13 protein-coding genes are annotated in these 18,052 nt (G+C 71.7%); 9 read left to right on the top strand and 4 right to left on the bottom strand.

The genetic code is table 11. From position 1 onward, the window contains the following. The first annotated feature begins 21 nt into the window (after positions 1-21). From H295_RS0128150 to H295_RS0128125, 6 genes are all read left to right on the top strand, one after another. Positions 22-420, top strand: coding sequence for a DUF742 domain-containing protein (locus H295_RS0128150; protein WP_003973454.1), 399 nt, complete (start codon positions 22-24; stop codon positions 418-420). Continuing rightward, complete coding sequence (locus H295_RS0128145) at positions 401-976, top strand: GTP-binding protein (RefSeq protein WP_007384912.1); 576 nt, start codon at positions 401-403, stop codon at positions 974-976. Before H295_RS0128150 ends, H295_RS0128145 begins: the two co-directional genes overlap by 20 nt. Positions 977-1,378: 402 nt before the next feature. After that, entirely contained in the window at positions 1,379-4,678 is a 3,300-nt protein-coding gene (locus tag H295_RS0128140; RefSeq protein ID WP_028809823.1) for a nitrate- and nitrite sensing domain-containing protein, read from the top strand. A gap of 10 nt (positions 4,679-4,688) precedes the next feature. After that, positions 4,689-5,102: a roadblock/LC7 domain-containing protein gene (locus tag H295_RS0128135; RefSeq protein WP_007384910.1), complete on the top strand. Its 414-nt coding sequence runs from the start codon at positions 4,689-4,691 to the stop codon at positions 5,100-5,102. 96 nt (positions 5,103-5,198) lie between these two features. Beyond that, positions 5,199-5,771: a DUF742 domain-containing protein gene (locus H295_RS0128130; protein ID WP_028809822.1), complete on the top strand. Its 573-nt coding sequence runs from the start codon at positions 5,199-5,201 to the stop codon at positions 5,769-5,771. Next, positions 5,752-6,333, top strand: coding sequence for a GTP-binding protein (locus H295_RS0128125; protein ID WP_026248371.1), 582 nt, complete (start codon positions 5,752-5,754; stop codon positions 6,331-6,333). Before H295_RS0128130 ends, H295_RS0128125 begins: the two co-directional genes overlap by 20 nt. A gap of 146 nt (positions 6,334-6,479) precedes the next feature. On the opposite strand, the gene H295_RS0128120 is transcribed toward H295_RS0128125, so the two are convergent. The 3 genes from H295_RS0128120 to H295_RS0128110 form a co-directional block, all read right to left on the bottom strand. Continuing rightward, the gene (locus H295_RS0128120; RefSeq protein WP_020138701.1) at positions 6,480-6,671 is read right to left on the bottom strand and encodes an acyl-CoA carboxylase subunit epsilon; all 192 of its coding nucleotides are present in this window, start codon (positions 6,669-6,671) and stop codon (positions 6,480-6,482) included. A gap of 57 nt (positions 6,672-6,728) precedes the next feature. Then, positions 6,729-8,324 carry an acyl-CoA carboxylase subunit beta gene (locus H295_RS0128115; RefSeq protein ID WP_043218082.1) on the bottom strand — a complete coding sequence of 532 codons (1,596 nt, stop codon included), beginning with the start codon at positions 8,322-8,324 and terminating at the stop codon, positions 6,729-6,731. Positions 8,325-8,475: 151 nt separating this feature from the next. Then, complete coding sequence (locus H295_RS0128110; RefSeq protein ID WP_043218081.1) at positions 8,476-10,806, bottom strand: polysaccharide lyase 8 family protein; 2,331 nt, start codon at positions 10,804-10,806, stop codon at positions 8,476-8,478. Between the two features lie 132 nt (positions 10,807-10,938). Between H295_RS0128110 and H295_RS0128105 the strand changes: the two genes are divergently transcribed. Beyond that, positions 10,939-11,493 carry a YceI family protein gene (locus H295_RS0128105; RefSeq protein ID WP_020138698.1) on the top strand — a complete coding sequence of 185 codons (555 nt, stop codon included), beginning with the start codon at positions 10,939-10,941 and terminating at the stop codon, positions 11,491-11,493. Between the two features lie 27 nt (positions 11,494-11,520). Here H295_RS0128105 and H295_RS0128100 read toward each other — a convergent pair whose 3' ends face one another. After that, positions 11,521-15,393 carry a hypothetical protein gene (locus H295_RS0128100; RefSeq protein WP_020138697.1) on the bottom strand — a complete coding sequence of 1,291 codons (3,873 nt, stop codon included), beginning with the start codon at positions 15,391-15,393 and terminating at the stop codon, positions 11,521-11,523. A 252-nt stretch (positions 15,394-15,645) separates the two neighbouring features. On the opposite strand from H295_RS0128100, the gene H295_RS43620 reads away from it, so the two are divergent. After that, positions 15,646-16,935: a glycosyltransferase 87 family protein gene (locus tag H295_RS43620; protein WP_020138696.1), complete on the top strand. Its 1,290-nt coding sequence runs from the start codon at positions 15,646-15,648 to the stop codon at positions 16,933-16,935. Positions 16,936-17,078: 143 nt separating this feature from the next. Beyond that, positions 17,079-17,861 carry a serine protease gene (locus H295_RS0128090; RefSeq protein ID WP_020138695.1) on the top strand — a complete coding sequence of 261 codons (783 nt, stop codon included), beginning with the start codon at positions 17,079-17,081 and terminating at the stop codon, positions 17,859-17,861. The last annotated feature ends 191 nt before the right edge of the window (positions 17,862-18,052 follow it).

Below are 18,052 nucleotides of genomic sequence, written 5' to 3'. Positions count from 1 at the left end.
GCTGTCCCGCCCGGAGGATTCATGACCCCGCCCACCGCCTCTCATGATCCGTACGCGGAGCCGTACGAGGATGAGGGCGACCAGCCGCTGGTACGTCCGTACGCGATGACCGGCGGCCGGACCCGGCCGCGCTACCAGCTCGCCATAGAGGCCCTGATCAGCACCACGGCCGACCCGGCGGCGCTCATGGGGCTGCTCCCCGAGCACCAGCGCATCTGCCATCTGTGCCGCGAGGTGAAGTCGGTCGCCGAGGTCTCGGCGCTGCTCGCCATGCCGCTCGGCGTGGCTCGGATCCTCGTCGCGGACCTCGCCGAGGCCGGCCTGGTGGCCATCCACCAGCCGGGCGGCGACGAGAACAACGGCGGCGCGCCCGATGTGACGCTGCTCGAAAGGGTGCTCAGTGGACTTCGCAAGCTCTGACGCGGGGCGTGCCACCACCTCCGCGAAGATCGTGGTGGCGGGAGGCTTCGGCGTCGGCAAGACCACGTTCGTGGGAGCAGTCTCCGAGATCAACCCGCTGCGTACCGAGGCCGTGATGACGTCCGCGTCGGCCGGCATCGACGACCTGACCCACACCGGGGACAAGACGACCACCACGGTCGCCATGGACTTCGGCCGCATCACCCTGGACCAGGACCTGATCCTGTACCTCTTCGGTACGCCCGGTCAGGACCGCTTCTGGTTCATGTGGGACGACCTGGTCCGCGGCGCGATCGGCGCGGTGGTGCTGGTCGACACCCGCCGGCTCGCCGACTGCTTCCCGGCCGTCGACTACTTCGAGAACAGCGGACTGCCGTTCGTCGTGGCCCTGAACGGGTTCGACGGACACCAGCCGTACGCTCCCGAGGAGGTGCGCGAGGCCCTGCAGATCGGGCCGGACGCCCCGATCATCACGACCGACGCCCGGCACCGGTCGGACGCCAAGAGTGCCCTGATCACACTGGTCGAGCACGCCCTGATGGCCCGGCTGCGGTAACGCCCTCAGGGTGTGTCGATCAGCACCCAAATCAACAGCGTCATACGGCAGTTGTCGTAGATGTACCGGAGCCGGCTGTGTCCTTGGACACGGTCGGCCCCGGTGTTCATAACGTTTCGGCAGAGGAATCGGGTGGTATGGCCACGCGTGGTTGCCAACCGGTCTCGCTGCGCTCACAACAGCCCCGTCTTTTGACGGGGCTCGCTCTTTATGACCGTTTTATCTGGGGCTTACATCACGCGTAATCCCCGCGTACCAATGTTTGGAGGTGCGCAGGACGTCGTGCTGGAATGCCTGAACTGCCCAATAGTCAAAGACGTACTCACTAGTCGATGACGCACTGGGCTCTGAGAGACTGCGGCACAACGTAGGTGCCGACCCCTCCGAGAGGTTGTTGGTCGAGTGAGGCGAAGCAAGAACGGTCCCGAGCCGTCGGCCCGGGGCAACTTCACCCCGCCGCCGCGCGGAGCGGCGCCCGCCCCTGTGTCCGGTCCGGAACCGACGGCCGCGCCGCCGTCGAGCGGCGGCCGTTTCTCCCCGCGCAACTGGCGGGTGCCGACCCGGCTGAACGCGATCCTGCTCATACCCGTGATCGTCGGCCTCGTCATGGGCGGCTTCCAGGTCAAGAGCTCGATCGACACCTGGCGGGAGGCCGAGGACGCGGAGAACACCGCGCGTCTGGTGCGGGCCTCCCTCAGCTACGCCGACGCCCTCTACCAGGAGCGCGACAGCACCGCGGCCCCGCTGCTGAGCGGCCAGGGCCAGGACAACCCCACGGTCGTGGCCGCCCGCAAGAAGACCGACCAGGCCGCCGAGGTCTTCAACGAGGCCGCCGAGAAGATGCCGAAGAAGGCGGGCCTCGAACGCCGCCTGAAGCTGTTCCGGGACGGCGAGGGCAGCCTCCAGACGCTGCGCGCCGGCGCCTACACCTCCTCCAAGTTCACCGGGGTGAAGACCGAGGAGGGCTACACCCAGGTCGCGCACCCGCTGACCGAGTTCGCCAACGAGCTCGGTCTGGGCACCGGAAACATCACCAGCTACGGCCGTACGGTCTACGCCATCGAGCTCACCAAGGCGGCCCTGTCGCTGCAGCGCTCCATCGGCATGCACCTGCTGATCAAGCCGGGCCCCGGGCTGAGCAGCTTCGCCAGCCAGAAGGTCGCCCTGTCCTCGTACGCGTACCTCGAGGGCATCGCCGTCGAGGAGTACGTCGGCGGTGGCACCGCGGCCGACGCGGCGAAGCTCGACACGGCCAAGAAGCAGATCCAGACGGAGGGTGCGGCGCTGGCCAAGGAGGCCGCCGCCAAGAACCCGAACTACGTGCCGCCGCCGTCCAACCCGGTGGTCATGGTCTCCAGCCTCGCCCAGCTGCCGTCGATGGACCAGAGCGCCCGTGAGTCGCTCGCCAAGGACGGCATCACCGCCGAGAACTGGTGGGCGGTCAACACCCTCAAGTACAACGCGTACCGCCAGATCGAGACCGACCTGGCCGACACCGCGGTGAACGAGGCCGCGGGCATCGCCGACGACGCCAAGCGGGACGCCTTCATCGTGGGTGCCGCCGTCGTGGTCGCCCTGCTCCTCGCGTTCATCCTGGCCGGTGCCGTGGCCCGCCAGATGTCCCGCTCGATGCGCCAGCTGCGCAACGCGGCCTTCGGCATCGCCGAGCAGCGCCTGCCGATGCTGGTCGACCAGCTCTCCCGCACCGACCCCGGCCGGGTCGACACCCGGGTCGCGCCGATCCCGATCAACACCAAGGACGAGATCGGCGAGGTCGCCCGCGCCTTCGACCAGGTCCACCGCGAGGCGGTGCGGCTCGCCTCCGAGCAGGCCCTGCTGCGGGGCAACATCAACGCGATCTTCACCAACCTCTCGCGCCGCAACCAGTCCCTGATCGAGGGCCAGCTGACCCTGATCACCGACCTGGAGAACAACGAGGCCGACCCGGACCAGCTGGAGAACCTCTTCCGCCTGGACCACCTCGCGACCCGTATGCGCCGCAACGGCGAGAACCTCCTCGTTCTCGCCGGCGAGGAGCCCGGCCGCCGCTGGGACCAGCCGGTCCCGCTGGTCGACGTGCTGCGCGCCGCCTCCTCCGAGGTGGAGCAGTACGAGCGCATCGAGCTGTCCGGCGTCCCGGAGGCCGAGATCCACGGCCGCGCGGTCACCGACCTCGTGCACCTGCTCGCCGAGCTGCTGGAGAACGCGACCACGTTCTCCTCGCCGCAGACCAAGGTCCGCGTCACCGCGACCCGGCTGCCCGACGGCCGCATCATGATCGAGATCCACGACAAGGGCATCGGCCTCACCGCCGAGGACTTCGCGGACATCAACCACAAGCTGGCCAACCCGCCGACCGTGGACGCCGCGATCTCCCAGCGCATGGGTCTGTTCGTGGTCGGCCGGCTGTCCGACCGGCACGGCATCCGCGTCCAGCTGCGCCCCTCGGGCGAGCAGGCCGGCACCACCTCGCTGGTCATGCTGCCCGACGCGATCACCCACGGCGGTGGCGGCGAGCACCAGCCGGCCAGCGACGAGTTCACCGTCTCGCAGATCATGCCGGAGCAGCAGTACCAGGGCGAGGACTTCAACAACGGTCTGCCCATGCGTACGGCCGCGGAGCTCGGCTTCGACGACAGCCGCTACTCCGAGGTCCCGGACGACATACGCGAGCTGGACCCGGTCGGCCGCTCCCTGATGCGTGAGGAGCGCCGCGCGGCCCTGGAGGCCCAGAGCCACGACCAGCCGCCGGCCCTCCAGGCCCCGGAGCAGTCGTACACCGAGGCGTTCGACGGTCCCCAGAACGCCCCGCAGGGCGGCGGGCAGAACGGCTACGACGGCAACCGCAACGGCTTCCCCGAGCAGCAGCCCGCCGGGTACGACCAGCAGACGTCGTACGAGGAGGCTCAGCAGGCTCCGTACGAGCAGCAGCCGCAGCCGTCGTACGAGGAGCCGGGGCGCCCGGCGTACGACGAGCCGTACTACGCGCAGAACGGCGGCCTGCCGCAGAACGACCTGTTCTCCACCAACGGCGGCTACCCCGACCCCGCGTATGCGGAGCAGGCCCAGGAGGAGCCCGCCGCGGTGCACGCGGCCGCGCCGGAGACCTTCTCGGGCTTCGAGGAGCGCCGCCACCAGGATGACTGGCCGCAGCCGGACGGTTACCGGGGCGGTTACGCGGACCAGTACGCTCCGGAAACGGAATCCGTGCAGGCCGCTGACGTGAGTGAGCGGGACCGCGTAGGCTTCGACCGTCCGGGGCCGGCCCCCGCCAACGTGGGTCACGAGTTGACCGACGCCGGGCTCCCCCGCCGTGGCTCCACCGGGAGCGGCGCGAACGGCTCGAACGGTACGCGGCACGCGAACCAGGAGTCGCCGGCCTCCGCGCCGGAGAGCAACGGCGGCGGCGACATCTGGCGCTCGGCCAACGACGCGCGGTGGCAGCAGGCCTCCCAGCTCCGGAAGCCCAAGGCGGGCGGGGTCACCTCCTCCGGTCTGCCGCGGCGGGTACCCAAGGCCAACCTGGTCGAGGGAGCCGCCGAGTCCACTCCGCAGGGAGGCCCATCGGTCTCCCGCGCCCCGGAGGACGTCCGGGGCAGGCTGAGCAACCTGCGTCGGGGGGTCCAGCGGGGCCGCAACGCAGGCAGTGAAACGAACGGTCAGGGCTTCGGTTCTGACAGCACCTACAACCAGGAGCGTTAGTGTGAGCCCGATGAGCCAGGCGGCGCAGAACCTGAACTGGTTGATCACCAACTTCGTGGACAACACCCCGGGGGTGTCCCACACGGTGGTGGTCTCCGCCGACGGACTCCTTCTGGCGATGTCCGAAGGCTTTCCGCGCGACCGAGCCGATCAGCTTGCGGCCGTCGCTTCCGGTCTGACCTCGCTGACCGCGGGTGCCTCGCGCATCTTCGAGGGTGGCGCGGTGAACCAGACGGTTGTGGAGATGGAACGGGGATTCCTGTTCATCATGTCCGTGTCCGACGGTTCGTCCCTCGCGGTTCTCGCACATCCGGAGGCGGACATCGGCCTCATCGGCTACGAGATGGCTCTTCTGGTGGACCGCGCCGGTTCGGTCCTGACGCCCGATCTGCGTGCGGAGCTCCAGGGCAGCCTGCTCAACTGACAGACAGACGGTGCGTTTTGACGTCCCGGGGCCGTAAGGTTTCGGGACGCGGCTCCACAGTGATGGGTGCGCGGCGCAGTCGGAGGAGGAGAGAAAGTGGCAACACCCCCAGGCGGTTCATCTGGCAATTGGTCCTACGGGCCCGGCCAGGGTCCGAACGACGGCCAGAACCCGAACCGTTACAACTTCCCCTCCGCACCCAGCCATCGGCAGCAGCCGTACGCGCCCCAGGGCCCCGGTCCTTCGCCGTACGACCAGCCGCCTGCCCCGCGCATCCAGCCCGTGCAGCCGCAGCGACGCTCTGAGCCGGCGCCCGCTGGGGCGTCGAACAACCCCCTGGTGCGTCCGTACGCCATGACCGGCGGCCGGACTCGCCCGCGCTACCAGCTCGCCATCGAGGCGCTGGTGCACACCACCGCGCAGCCGCACCAGATGCAGGGCCAGTTGCCCGAGCATCAGCGGATCTGCAACCTCTGCCGGGAGATCAAGTCGGTTGCGGAAATCTCCGCGCTCCTGACGATCCCTCTCGGCGTGGCCAGGATCCTCGTCGCCGACTTGGCGGAGGCGGGCCTGGTCGCCATCCATCAGCCCGGCGGCGACGAGAACGCCGGCGGCCAGCCAGACGTGACACTGCTCGAAAGGGTGCTCAGTGGACTTCGCAAGCTCTAGCGGCGGTCCTTCCCGCTCCACCACCTCGGCGAAGATCGTGGTGGCGGGTGGCTTCGGCGTGGGCAAGACCACGTTCGTCGGGGCCGTTTCGGAGATCAACCCGCTGCGCACAGAGGCCGTGATGACGTCCGCGTCGGCCGGCATCGACGACCTGACCCACACCGGGGACAAGACGACCACCACGGTCGCCATGGACTTCGGCCGCATCACCCTGGACCAGGACCTGATCCTGTACCTCTTCGGTACGCCCGGTCAGGACCGCTTCTGGTTCATGTGGGACGACCTGGTCCGCGGCGCGATCGGGGCGATCGTGCTCGTGGACACCCGTCGCCTCGCCGACTGCTTCCCCGCGGTCGACTACTTCGAGAACTCCGGGCTTCCCTTTGTGATCGCCCTGAACGGGTTCGACGGGAACCAGCCGTACAACCCGGACGAGGTCCGGGAAGCCCTTCAGATCGGGCCGGACACGCCGATCATCACGACGGATGCGCGGCATCGGGCGGATGCGAAGTCTGCGCTGATCACGTTGGTCGAGCATGCGTTGATGGCTCGGCTTCGGTAGGTTCTTGCGGCTACGGGGCTGCCTCGGACGGTGTTACGCCGTCTGCGGGCAGCCTGTGGCTTGTCGCGCAGTTCCCCGCGCCCCTAAAGACAAAAACGCTGTAGGGCCCCTCTCTTGATGAGAGGGGCCCTACAGCGTCGTACGGGCTAGTGCCAGCTGTGGGGGGCCCTGAAGCCGCCCTCGCGCTCCAGGCGGCGCCAGCGGGCCTTGGGGCGGCCGGGGTGGGACGGGGTCTCGGAGGGCCGGGCTGCTGCGCGGGCCAGGAGGATCGCCGTGATGGCGGCGACTTCCTCGGGCTCGGCATGGCCCTTCTCGACGCGGATGTCAGGGGTGCTCATAGGTCACAGTCTCCGTGAGAGAGGTTTCCGCGAGGGTGACGCGGAGGGTCCGCCGGGTTACTGCGGGGGATTGCCGTGCTTGCGGGAGGGCAGGTCGGCGTGCTTGGACTGGAGCATGGCGAGGGACTTGATCAGGACCTCGCGGGTCTCGGCGGGGTCGATGACGTCGTCGACCAGGCCGCGCTCGGCCGCGTAGTACGGGTGCATGAGCTCGGACTTGTACTCCTTGACCATGCGGGCCCGCATCGCCTCGGAGTCCTCCGCCTCCGCGATCTGGCGGCGGAAGATGACGTTCGCTGCGCCTTCGGCGCCCATCACGGCGATCTCGTTGGTGGGCCAGGCGTAGGTGAGGTCCGCACCGATGGACTGGCTGTCCATGACGATGTAGGCGCCGCCGTAGGCCTTGCGCAGGATCAGCGAGATCCGCGGCACGGTGGCGTTGCAGTAGGCGTAGAGCAGCTTGGCGCCGTGCCGGATGATGCCGCCGTGCTCCTGGTCGACGCCCGGGAGGAAACCGGGAACGTCCAGGAAGGTGACGATCGGGATGTTGAAGGCGTCGCACATCTGGACGAAGCGCGCGGCCTTCTCGGAGGCCTCGATGTCCAGGACACCGGCGAGCGTGGAGGGCTGGTTGGCGACGATGCCGACGACCTGGCCGTCCAGGCGGGCCAGCGCGCAGATGATGTTGCGGGCCCAGCGCTCGTGGACCTCGAGGTAGTCGCCGTCGTCGACGATCTCCTCGATGACCTTGGTCATGTCGTAGGGCCGGTTGCCGTCCGCCGGCACCAGGTCCAGCAGGACCTCGCCGCGCCGGTCGGCCGCGTCGCCGGACTCCGCCCGCGGCGGGTTCTCCCGGTTGTTCTGCGGGAGCATCGCCAGCAGGTAGCGGACCTCGGCGAGGCAGGTCTCCTCGTCGTCGTAGGCGAAGTGGCAGACCCCGGAGGTCTCGGCGTGCACGTCCGCGCCGCCCAGGCCGTTCTGGGTGATCTCCTCACCGGTGACCGCCTTGACGACGTCCGGTCCGGTGATGAACATCTGCGAGGTCTCGCGGACCATGAACACGAAGTCGGTGAGGGCGGGGCTGTAGGCCGCGCCGCCCGCGCACGGGCCCAGCATCACCGAGATCTGCGGGATGACACCCGAGGCCTTGGTGTTGCGCTGGAAGATGCCGCCGTAGCCGGCGAGCGCCGAGACGCCCTCCTGGATCCGGGCGCCCGCGCCGTCGTTCAGGGAGACCAGCGGGGCACCGGCCGCGATGGCCATGTCCATGATCTTGTGGATCTTGGTGGCGTGGGCCTCGCCCAGCGCGCCGCCGAAGATGCGGAAGTCATGGGCGTAGACGAAGACCGTACGGCCCTCGACCGTGCCCCAGCCGGTGATGACACCGTCGGTGTACGGCTTCTTGGCCTCCAGGCCGAACCCGGTCGCCCGGTGCCTGCGCAGCTGCTCGACCTCCTGGAAGGAACCCGGGTCGAGGAGCAGTTCGATGCGCTCCCGTGCGGTCAGCTTGCCCTTGGCGTGCTGCGCCTCGGTCGCCTTCTCGCTGGGGCCGGCCAGGGCCGTCGCACGGATCTCGTGCAGCTCCGCCACTCGCCCGCGCGCGTCCGTCGGCTCGCCCGTCGACTCACTCGGCGCCTCATCCAAAACGGTCATGTAGCGACCTTACGAAGACCCGCGCGGAAAGCGAGCCGTCGACTCCGTACAGTCTCCGGCCCGTTTTCCTGGTGCCACTGAACAGAACCCTGGAGCCATGCAGGCCTTCTGACTGTTCAGGGGGCCTTTCACTTGTAGGGGTCGCACAAAGTCAGTGCGTGAGAGCCACCTCACACACATGGGTGGCGCATACCTCCCCCGGAGTGACGCGCAGCCGGAGCAGACGGCCCGCGGCGAGCACCTCGACCGTGTCGTCGGCGCGGATCACCGAGCGCACCGGCCGGTTCCAGACGATCTCGAGGGGTTCACCCGTTCGGGTGGGTTCGGCCATGCAGAGGGTAGCCGTACGGCCCGTGCGGCGGACCAGCACGCTCGCCGGTGCCGAGGCGGTGAGCGGTCCGGCCGTGCCGGGCCGCCAGAAGTTCGCGGCGGTCAGGCCGAGGCGGTCGACGTGGACCGCCTGGCAGGTGCCGTCGTTGGCGAGGACCGACAGCCAGTGGCGGTCCGCGGCCCGGGCGGCGACGGTTCGGCGGGCGGCTCCGGGCAGCAGGACGTAGGCGTACGTGGCGTCCACGGGGTCGGTGCCGTGGTCGAGCCAGAGGGTCTGCCAGCGCCGGGTGCGCCGTTCGGCCGTACTGCCGGTGTTGATGTCGGACCAGGCGCCGGTGCGGTCCTCGCGCAGGGTGTGCACCGCGTCGGGGACGAGCCAACCGCCGTGTCCCTCCAGATGCGCCCAGCCCGGCCCCCGTACGAAGGCCTGCTCGCCGCCCTCGCCGAGGTTGCGGTTGTCGACGACGGTCTCGACCGGGACGCCGTCCGTGCAGGTGATCCCGGCGCCGAGGCAGATCACGGCGTCCGCGAGGCAGAACCACGACTTGCGGGCCTGGAGCGTCGACTCGAGCCCCTTCAGGTGCTGGCCGATCGCCGCGTACTCGCCGTCGGTGGTGCCACCGACCCAGCGGACGTCCGGCCCGGGCTCGCCCCATTCGCCGCCCGCGCGGTCGGGGAGGCGTCGGGTGGAGACGGTGGTGCCGGGGAGGCGGTACCAGTCGACGGTGGGCCAGTACCAGTCCGTGTACTGGTCGCTGCGCTTCCCGGCCCACCAGGAGAGCATTCCGGCGCCGGTGTGCCAGCCGCGCGGGTTCTCGCCGTTGCCGCACTCGTAGGCGGCGATGCGGTCGCTCGCCATGGCGATATTGACGACGAAACCGGGGCGGCGGTGGACGGCCCGGTCCATGGCGGCGAAGAGACGGTGGCCGACGGGTGCGGGGGCGGCCGGGACCGGTGAGGCGGCCACCGCGTGCAGCCGGGCGAGGTCGGCGACGCCGAACTGGGGGGAGGTCAGGACCGGCGTGACGGTGTCCCGTTCGGTCCAGCCCTTCACCAGGCCGTACCAGCGCTCCCGTGCCGCCGGGCCCGCCCCGCCCGCGAGCAGCGCGACGGCGGCGACGAGGCCGTGGCCGTGGAAGTGGTCGCTGCGCAGGACGTGCCGGTCGTCGGTTTTCAGGTAGCCGCGGCTGATGGCACGGCCGTTGACGCTGTCCATCACCAGCCCGTCGTGGATCAGCGGGGCGAAGGCGTGCTCGACGCTGCCGAGGACGGTCCGCAGGTTCGGGTCGGTCACCTCCCACGCGGAGCCGGCGAGGAGGGTGAGGAGGCGGCCCAGGCCGTCGAGCAGGACCTGGCCGTAGGTGCCGGAGTAGGCGACCCGGGTGTGCTGGACGAAGGACCCGTCGGCGTAGAGGCCGTCGCCCTTCGTGACGTACGGGAAGACCGGCGAGAGGGCGTCGCGGGCCAGGGCGATCCGGTCGGGGGCCCGGCCGAGGATGCCGCGCAGGGCCACCGAGCGGCACAGGTCGACGCGGTTGGCGCCGGTGGAGGTGCCGGAGTAGTCGGTGAGCAGCGTGTCCGGGACGAAGTGGTCCACGGCGGCGCACGCGGCTTCCCGGCGGGCGTCCGTGAGGCGGTCGTACAGTGCGGCCGTGATGTCCATGAGGAGCCGGGGGCTGCCGATCTGCCATTCCCACCAGTTGCCGTAGCGGGTGGTGGAGGGGTTGTAGACGGTGGCGGAGAGGTGGTCGAGGCCGCGCAGGACCGCCGCGAGGAGGCCCTCGTCGCCGGTCGAGCCGGTGCCCTGCTGGACGTAGGCCTGGGTCATGGTCCACAGGCGGCCGTAGCTCAGGGTGATGCCGGCCGGGGGGTCGAAGGGGACGCCGGGCCACAGGGAGGCGGAGGTCGGGACCATGGCGGCGCGGAAGCCGCGGGCGAGCTCGCCGGTCTCGGCGAGGCGCGTGGCGTAGGGCTCGGCCGCGGGGTCGTAGCCGGTGCCGAGGGCGATGTCGAGCCAGCGGCGGCGGAGGGTGTCGTAGGGGTCGTCGGCTGCGGCGGCGCGGGCGGGCGGGGCGGTGGTGGCCAGGAGCGCCGCCGCGAGTAAGACCGCTCTGCGGGTGGGACGCACAGGTGCTCTGCGCTGCGGATTCATACGGGGGCATGTACCACCTGAGGCGATCGCGCCAACACTTCGCGGATGACGTTGCAAGCTTCAAGGAATAGGTCTACGGTCGTTTCCGTTGAGTGGTTCAACGTTCAACATCCTCAGCAAAGGAGCCTCGTCATGACGAACACCGACCTGACCGCGCTGACCGGCGACTACACGATCGACGCCTCGCACTCCACGATCGGCTTCACCGTCCGCCACGCCATGGTCACCAACGTCAAGGGCAAGTTCGACGAGTTCAGCGGCTCGCTGCACCTGGACGGCGGCAACCCGTCCGCGTCGACGGCCTCCATCGACGTCAAGATGGACAGCATCGACACCGGTTCCGAGGACCGTGACGGGCACCTCAAGAGCGCGGACTTCTTCAAGACCGACGAGTTCCCGACGATGACCTTCCGTTCCACCAAGGCGGAGGCGCTGGGCGACGAGGACTACCGCATCACCGGCGACCTGACGATCCTCGGCACCACCAAGCCGCTCACCATCGACCTCGAGTTCAACGGCGCCGCCAAGGACCCCTTCGGCAACGAGCGCGTGGGCTTCGAGGGCAAGGCCGAGATCAAGCGCTCCGAGTGGGGCCTGACCTGGAACGCGGCCCTGGAGACGGGCGGCGTCCTGGTCTCGGACAAGATCAAGCTGCACTTCGACATCTCGGCGATCAAGAACGCCTGAGCCGCCCTCAGCGCTCGCGTCCGTACGTCAGCAGGTGCGCCGGTACGGCAGGTCCGGGAGGTAGGTCTTCCAGGCCGCCTCGGACAGTCCCGAACCGGCGCGTCGGCAGACCTCGCCGATCAGCCGGTCCGGGCTCAGGTCGTAGCGCAGTACGGGGACGTGGGCGCCGGAGGCGTGGAGCCTGCCGTCCGGGGCGAAGGCCAGGGCGCGGATGTCGTCGCCCGGGGTGGGCAGTGCCGTCCCCAGGAGCGTCTGGGACGCCAGGTCCCACAGGTGCAGGGTGCCGCCTGCTCCGGCGACGGCCAGCGTCCCTCCGTCGGGAGAGAAGGCGAGCGCGGTCACGCCGCCGCCGGCATCCGTCGTCGGGTCGGACGTGGTGCCGTCCAGCACACCGAGTCGGGCCCGCGCGGCACCGTCCCAGAGCGTGACCCGGCCCAGCACGTCACCCACGGCCAGCCGCGAGCCGCCCGGGGCGTAGGCCGCGGCGCTGATCAAGTCCTCGCCCAGCACCCGCGGCTCCATGCGGTCGGCGCGCAGGTCGGCGACCAGGCCCTCCTGGGTCACCAGGGCGGCCCCGTCGGGCCGCAGGGCCAGGCGCACGCCCTCCGAACCGGCGGTGACGGAGTCCGCCTCCCGGACGCTGCGCACGGTCCTCACCCGCTGGTGCCGGCGCACGTCCCACACCTCGACGGCAGGCCGTGCCGCGGAGCGGTACACCAGCAGGGTGCGGCCGTGGGTGTCGAGGGCGAGACCGTCCACCGCGAGCGAACCGCCCGGGGCGGCGCCGATCACCACGGTGGTGCGGACCCGGTGGTGCGCGAGGTCCCACACCGTGATCCTGGTCCGGTCGCGCGGCGGCTCCTGCCCCTGCGCGTAGGGGTTGAGCCCGGTCGCCAGGTATCTGCCGTCGCCGCTGAGCGCCGTGAGGTCGGCGCAGGACTCGGTGCCGGGGCACGGCGTGGCGGGCGGCTCGAAGACCACGCGCCCCGCGGGCCCGTCCCGGGTGTCCAGCACCCGCACCCGCCGCTGGCCGCCCGTCTCCACGGAACGGGCCAGGACCCGGCCGTCGTCGGAGAGTTCCGCCCGGTACGCCGTGGACCCCTGCCAGGGCGCGGCCGGAGCGGTGCCGAGGGCCAGTGAGCGTACGACGGTCGCGGAGCCGTTGAGATACCGCACGGCTCCCGTGGTCCGGTCGAAGGCGATGTCGTCCCACTCGTCCGCGTCGATCCGCCGGCTCAGCACGGGCACCTGGGGATGGGCGGCCCGCAGCACGACGAGCCGGTGGGGTCCGGTGGCCACCAGGAAGGTGCCGTCCCCGCCGGGCCACACCTGGGTCAGTCCGTCGGCCGTGAAGGACGGTGTCGCGCGTCCGCTGCGCAGGTCCCAGCCGTGGATCCCGTCGGCGGCGGCGACGGTGAGCGCGCGGCTGTCCGGGGTGAACGCCAGCGCCTGGTCACGGCAGTCGGCGGGCCGCGCCTTCGCCACCCACGGCGCCGAGACCCGGCGCCGGTGCGTGACATCCCAGAGCTCCGGGGCGTGGCCGTCGCCCGTGCACAGGGCGAGCCACCGGCCGTCCGGGCTGGCCGCGACACCGCTCACGCCGCCGGCCGGTTCGGGGAGCCGCAGGGTGGAGCGGCCGGTGTCCGGGTCCCACACGTGCACACTGCCGTCGTCCCAGTCGACGGCGACCAGAGCGTGGGCGGTGTAGGCGAACGGGGTCTGCATGGCGTCCACGCCGGGGAGTGTCCTGGTCACCCGTCCGGTCCGCACGTCCCACAGCTCGACGCGGTCTCCGGCCAGCAGCGCGAGGGTCCGGCCGTCCGGGGCGACGGCGGCCGGGACGCCGTCCATCAGTTTTCCGGGGCCGGGCGCGGAGCGGGTGAGCCGCCGGGTGCGCAGGTCCCAGATCCGGACCCGGTCCGCGGTGACGGACACCACGGACCGGCCGTCCGCCGTCAGCCGGTGCACGTCGTTGCCGGAGCCGTCGAAACCGGCGTCCGCGCCCGGCACCGCGAACACGTCCTCGTCCCGCTGGGCCATCGCCCCGATCAGCGCCGACCGGGTCTCCGTCGTGTCGGCGAGCCGGGCGGCGGCCACGCTGAGCCGCATCGCGGTGCGCGGGTCGGAGAACCGCATGCCGTCGGCCACGGCGGCGATCCGACGGGCCTCGGCCTCCACCTGGCGGCGGTCGCTCGTCCGGTTCTGCTGCCAGGCGGCGGCCCCCGCGACCAGCGCGAGCACGAGCAGCGCGGCGAGGGCCCCGACGAGTCCGCGGCGCCTGCGGCGCTCACCCCGGCGTGCGGCGCTGCTCGCCGTGAGGAAGGCCCGCTCCTGCGCGGTCAGCGAGGCCCCGGCCAGCTGTTCCTCGGCCGTCGCCAGCCGGGTGCCGCGGTACAGGGCGCCGGGGTCCCGCCCCAGGTCGTCCCAGGCCCGGGCCGCCTCGGTCAGCCGGCGGTGCGTCCGCAGTTGCTCCCGCTCCTGCTCGATCCAGCCGGACAGCCGGGGCCAGGCGGTGATCAACGCCTCGTGGGCGAGGTCGACGGTGCCGTGATCGAGGGTCAGAAGCCGGGCACGGACGAGGCGGTCCAGGACGAGGGCCATGTCGGGGGTGGTGGGCGGGGCGGGAGCGGAGGACGGGGCGGGGGTGGTGGGCGGGGCGGGGGCGCCGGGAGGGTCTGCGGACGTCGAGCCGGGCGGCCGACGGACAGCGGTCGGCCGCGCCTCCGTGTCCTCCGGCGGTACCGTGAAGTCGAGTTCCGTCCGGTCGATCGGGCGGCGGGTGTCCTGCGAGCCCTCGCCCGGGGTGATGAGCCGGAGCAGGACGAGCCGGGCGAGTTCCGCGTGGTGCAGGGAGAGGTCCGCCCAGACCTCCTCGGCGCTCTGGGCGATGGCCCCGCGGACACCGCCCGCGGCCTCGTACGCCTCCTCGGTCAGCGCCCGGCCGCGACGGCGGCGCCAGGTCTCGCGCAGGACGTGCGACAGCAGCGGCAGTCCACCGGGCTCGTCGGCGATCTCGTCGACCAGGCGGGCGGTGAGGGCCCGTTCGACGATGTACCCGGCGCCCTGGGCCGGCTTGACGATGACCTCGCGCAGCTCGGCCGGGTCCATCGGGCCGACCAGCAGCCCGGCCTCGCCCAACACGTCCGCCAGGCCCCGGTGTTCGGCGCAGCGGCCGTAGAAGTCCGCCCGTACGGCGATGACGACCCGCAGTCCGCTGCCGGGCTCCCGTGCGGCGAGCAGGCGGTCGAGGAAGGCGCGGCGTTCGTCCGGGTCCCGGCAGAGGGTGAAGACCTCCTCGAACTGGTCGACGACGACCAGGGTGTCGCCCGCGGCCCCCGCCGGCCGCAGCGCGTCCGCGTGGGTGCGGGCCGGGTGGGCCCCCGGGGTCAGGACGCGGATCGCGGCGAGTTCGCGCTCGGCGCGCAGGGCGGGGATGAGTCCGGCCCGCAGGAGGGAGGACTTGCCGCTGCCGGAGGGGCCGAACACCGCGGTGAAACGCCGGTCCCGGACCAGCCGGCACAGCGCGGTGACGAGGCGGTCGCGCCCGAAGTACCGGTCGTGGTCGTCGGGTTCGAAGCGGGCCAGACCCTGGTAGGGCGGCTCCACGTCGTCGTCGAGGCCGGCGGCCGCCTCGCGGACCTCCCGCTCGGCCTCCTTCCAGCGCCGCTCCCACTCCCCCGCGTCGCCGCCGCAGGCCGTGGCGTAGGCCAGGGTCACCTGGAGCGAGGGCAGTTGCTCGCCGGCCGCGGCCTGGGAGAGCGCGGTCACGGAGAAGTGCGCGCGGCGGGCGAGTTCGCGGTAGGTGGGGCCGCCGGCCTCCTGGCGGAGCTTGCGCAGTTCGTACGCGAACCTCGGCACCGGTCCCGCGGCCGGATCGACCGGGGTCTCCCGACGGCCCATGTGCGCTCGTCTCCCCCGTGTCCGCCCACGCCCCGTGACGTGGACGCCTGTTCGTCGCGGCCACCCTAAGGAACCGTCCGGACCCCCCGCAAGGTTCCGCCACGCCCGTCACCAGGGGCTTTCGTTTTGTTCAGAGTGGTGTGCGGTGGCTGCTGAACAACGCGCCGCCCGCTGGACTCGTGGTCACGGGCCCTGTTCCGGAGGCCGTACCGCAGCGTGCGGTCCCCGCGCTCAGACGCCATGAGAGACGACATGACCCTCACCGACAGGCCGGCGACGCCGGCCCCGCACACGGCCCGAGGTGTCCTCACGGGGGTGGGACACCTCGGGCAGACCTCCCCGCCCGTGCAGACGGCCGGACGGCGTGCCGTCCTCGCCCGCCGGACGTGGGTGTACTGGCTCGGGTGCGCGGCCTTCGCGCTGATCCTGGCGACCACGACGGGGCTCGGCCCGCACCGGGTCTGGGGCGCCTGCGCGGCGGCCGGATACGGCACGGCCGCGGTGCTCGCCGTACGGAACTCGCCCCGCCGCGCCGCCGGGGCCGCGCTCCTGGGAGCGGTCCTGGTGCCGCTGGCGGTGCTCGTCGTCTCGGGCGCGGCCCAGTCGGAGGTCGGGGTCGTCGAGCGGTCGGGTGCGCTGCTGCTGCACTCCGGCAGCCCCTACCTCCCGCATCCCGTCCACACGGTGGACTACAACCCGTACCTGCCCGGCATGGCGCTCTTCGGCGTTCCTCGCGCGCTCTTCGGGAACGGTCCGCTCACCGATGCCCGGGTCTGGCTCTGCCTCACCTTCCTGGCCTGCATGGGCGTCGCCGCGGGCTCCGGCCGACGGCAACGCCGGTCAGGCGGCGTGCTGTCGCTGGCCGCGTTCCCCGCGGTGGCCCTGCCGCTGGCCGTGGGCGGGGTGGATCTGCCGGTGGTCGCGCTGATGTGCCTGAGCCTGGCGCTGGCGGGCCGGGGCGGTTCGGGCACGGCGGCCGGCGTGGCCATGGGGGCGGCGGCCGCGCTGAAGTGGACGGCCTGGCCGTTGCTGCCGGTGGGGCTGGTGCTGCTCGCGGTCACGGCGGGGCGCCGCCCGGCGCTGCGGGCGGGTGCGGCCGCGCTGTCGGTCGCGGCCTCGGCGGTCGTGCCGGTCGCCCTCGCCGACCGGCACGCCTTCGTCGAGCACGTGGTGCTCTTCCCGCTCGGTCAGGGCGGCGTCCGCTCCCCGGCGACCAGCCCGCTGCCGGGCCGTCTGCTCGCCGAGTACGCCCCGCACGGTGCCGCGCTCGCGACGGCCGGACTCGTCGCCGCGGCCGTGGGGATGGCGGTGTCACTGCTGATACGACCGCCCCGGACCGTCCGCGCGGCGGCGGACCGGCTGGCGGTGGGCCTGGGCCTGGCCATCTGCCTGATCCCGGCGACCCGCTTCGGCTACCTCGTCCTGCCGTTGGTCCTCGCGGGCTGGTTCCGGTACCCGACCGAAACGGGTGGCACTTGCTCCGCCGATGTGGGGGACCTCGCTGAGTGTCCAGCCCCGAAGCGGCCGGAGGCGCTTGGCTGAATCGCGCCCCTTGTGCGGGAGTTCACGGGATTCTCATAATCCATCAGCAGATTTGACCGGCCCATGTCAGAACTTGGGCGTCCCTTTGCCGCCCAGATTTGGCATGTGCCCGCCAAAGCCACCCCCACCTGGAAGGCAGCACCGTGAACAAACTCGTCACCGCCCTCAAGAGATGTCTGGCGGTCGGAGCCGCCGCGCTCGCGATCGCCAGTCTCCAGCCCCTCTCGTCCGCGCAGGCCGCCCCCGCCCCCGTCGTCGGCGGCACCCGTGCCGCGCAGGGCGAGTTCCCGTTCATGGTCCGGCTCTCCATGGGCTGCGGCGGCGCCCTGTACACCCAGCAGATCGTGCTGACCGCCGCGCACTGCGTGAACGGCACCGGCGCCAACACCAGCATCACGGCCACGGCTGGCGTCGTGGACCTCCAGTCCACCAGCGGCCGGGTGCAGGTCAGGTCGACCTACGTCTACCGGGCCCCGGGCTACAACGGCGACGGCAAGGACTGGGCGCTCATCAAGCTCGCCCAGCCCATCAACCTGCCGACGCTGCCCATCGCCACGACCACGCAGTACAACACCGGCACCTTCACCGTCGCCGGGTGGGGAGCGGCCACGCAGGGCGGTGCCCAGCAGCGGTATCTGCTCAAGGCGACCGTGCCGTTCGTCAGCGACGCCACCTGCCGGTCGTACAGCGGGTACAGCGGGCTCATCGCGAACGAGGAGATCTGCGCGGGGTACACGTCCGGCGGGGTGGACACGTGCCAGGGGGACTCCGGTGGGCCGATGTTCCGGCGGGACGCGAACAACGCGTGGATCCAGGTCGGGATCGTGAGCTGGGGCATCGGCTGCGCCCAGCCGAACGCGCCCGGGGTCTACACCGAGGTGTCCACGTTCGCCTCGGCGATCGCCTCCGCGGCGGCGTCGCTGTGAGGTGACGGGGTTCTTGACGCGGGTCCGGTGCGGTGTGCCGGGCCCGCGTTCTTTCGCCCCCGCCGCCCCTACCCGTCCCATCCTCCAGGGGGGCCGGCCCCCTTCGACCCCCGATTCGGGGGCGCTGCCCCCGGACCCCCGCTCCTCGAACGCCGGAGGGGCTGAACTGCCCCACCGGCTCCGGAGGGGCT

The sequence above is a fragment of the Streptomyces sp. 351MFTsu5.1 genome (genome assembly GCF_000383655.1).
Taxonomy (GTDB): domain Bacteria; phylum Actinomycetota; class Actinomycetes; order Streptomycetales; family Streptomycetaceae; genus Streptomyces; species Streptomyces griseorubiginosus.
Note: the sequence above shows the minus strand (reverse complement) of the source record. Positions and strands in the feature narration are given on the sequence as shown.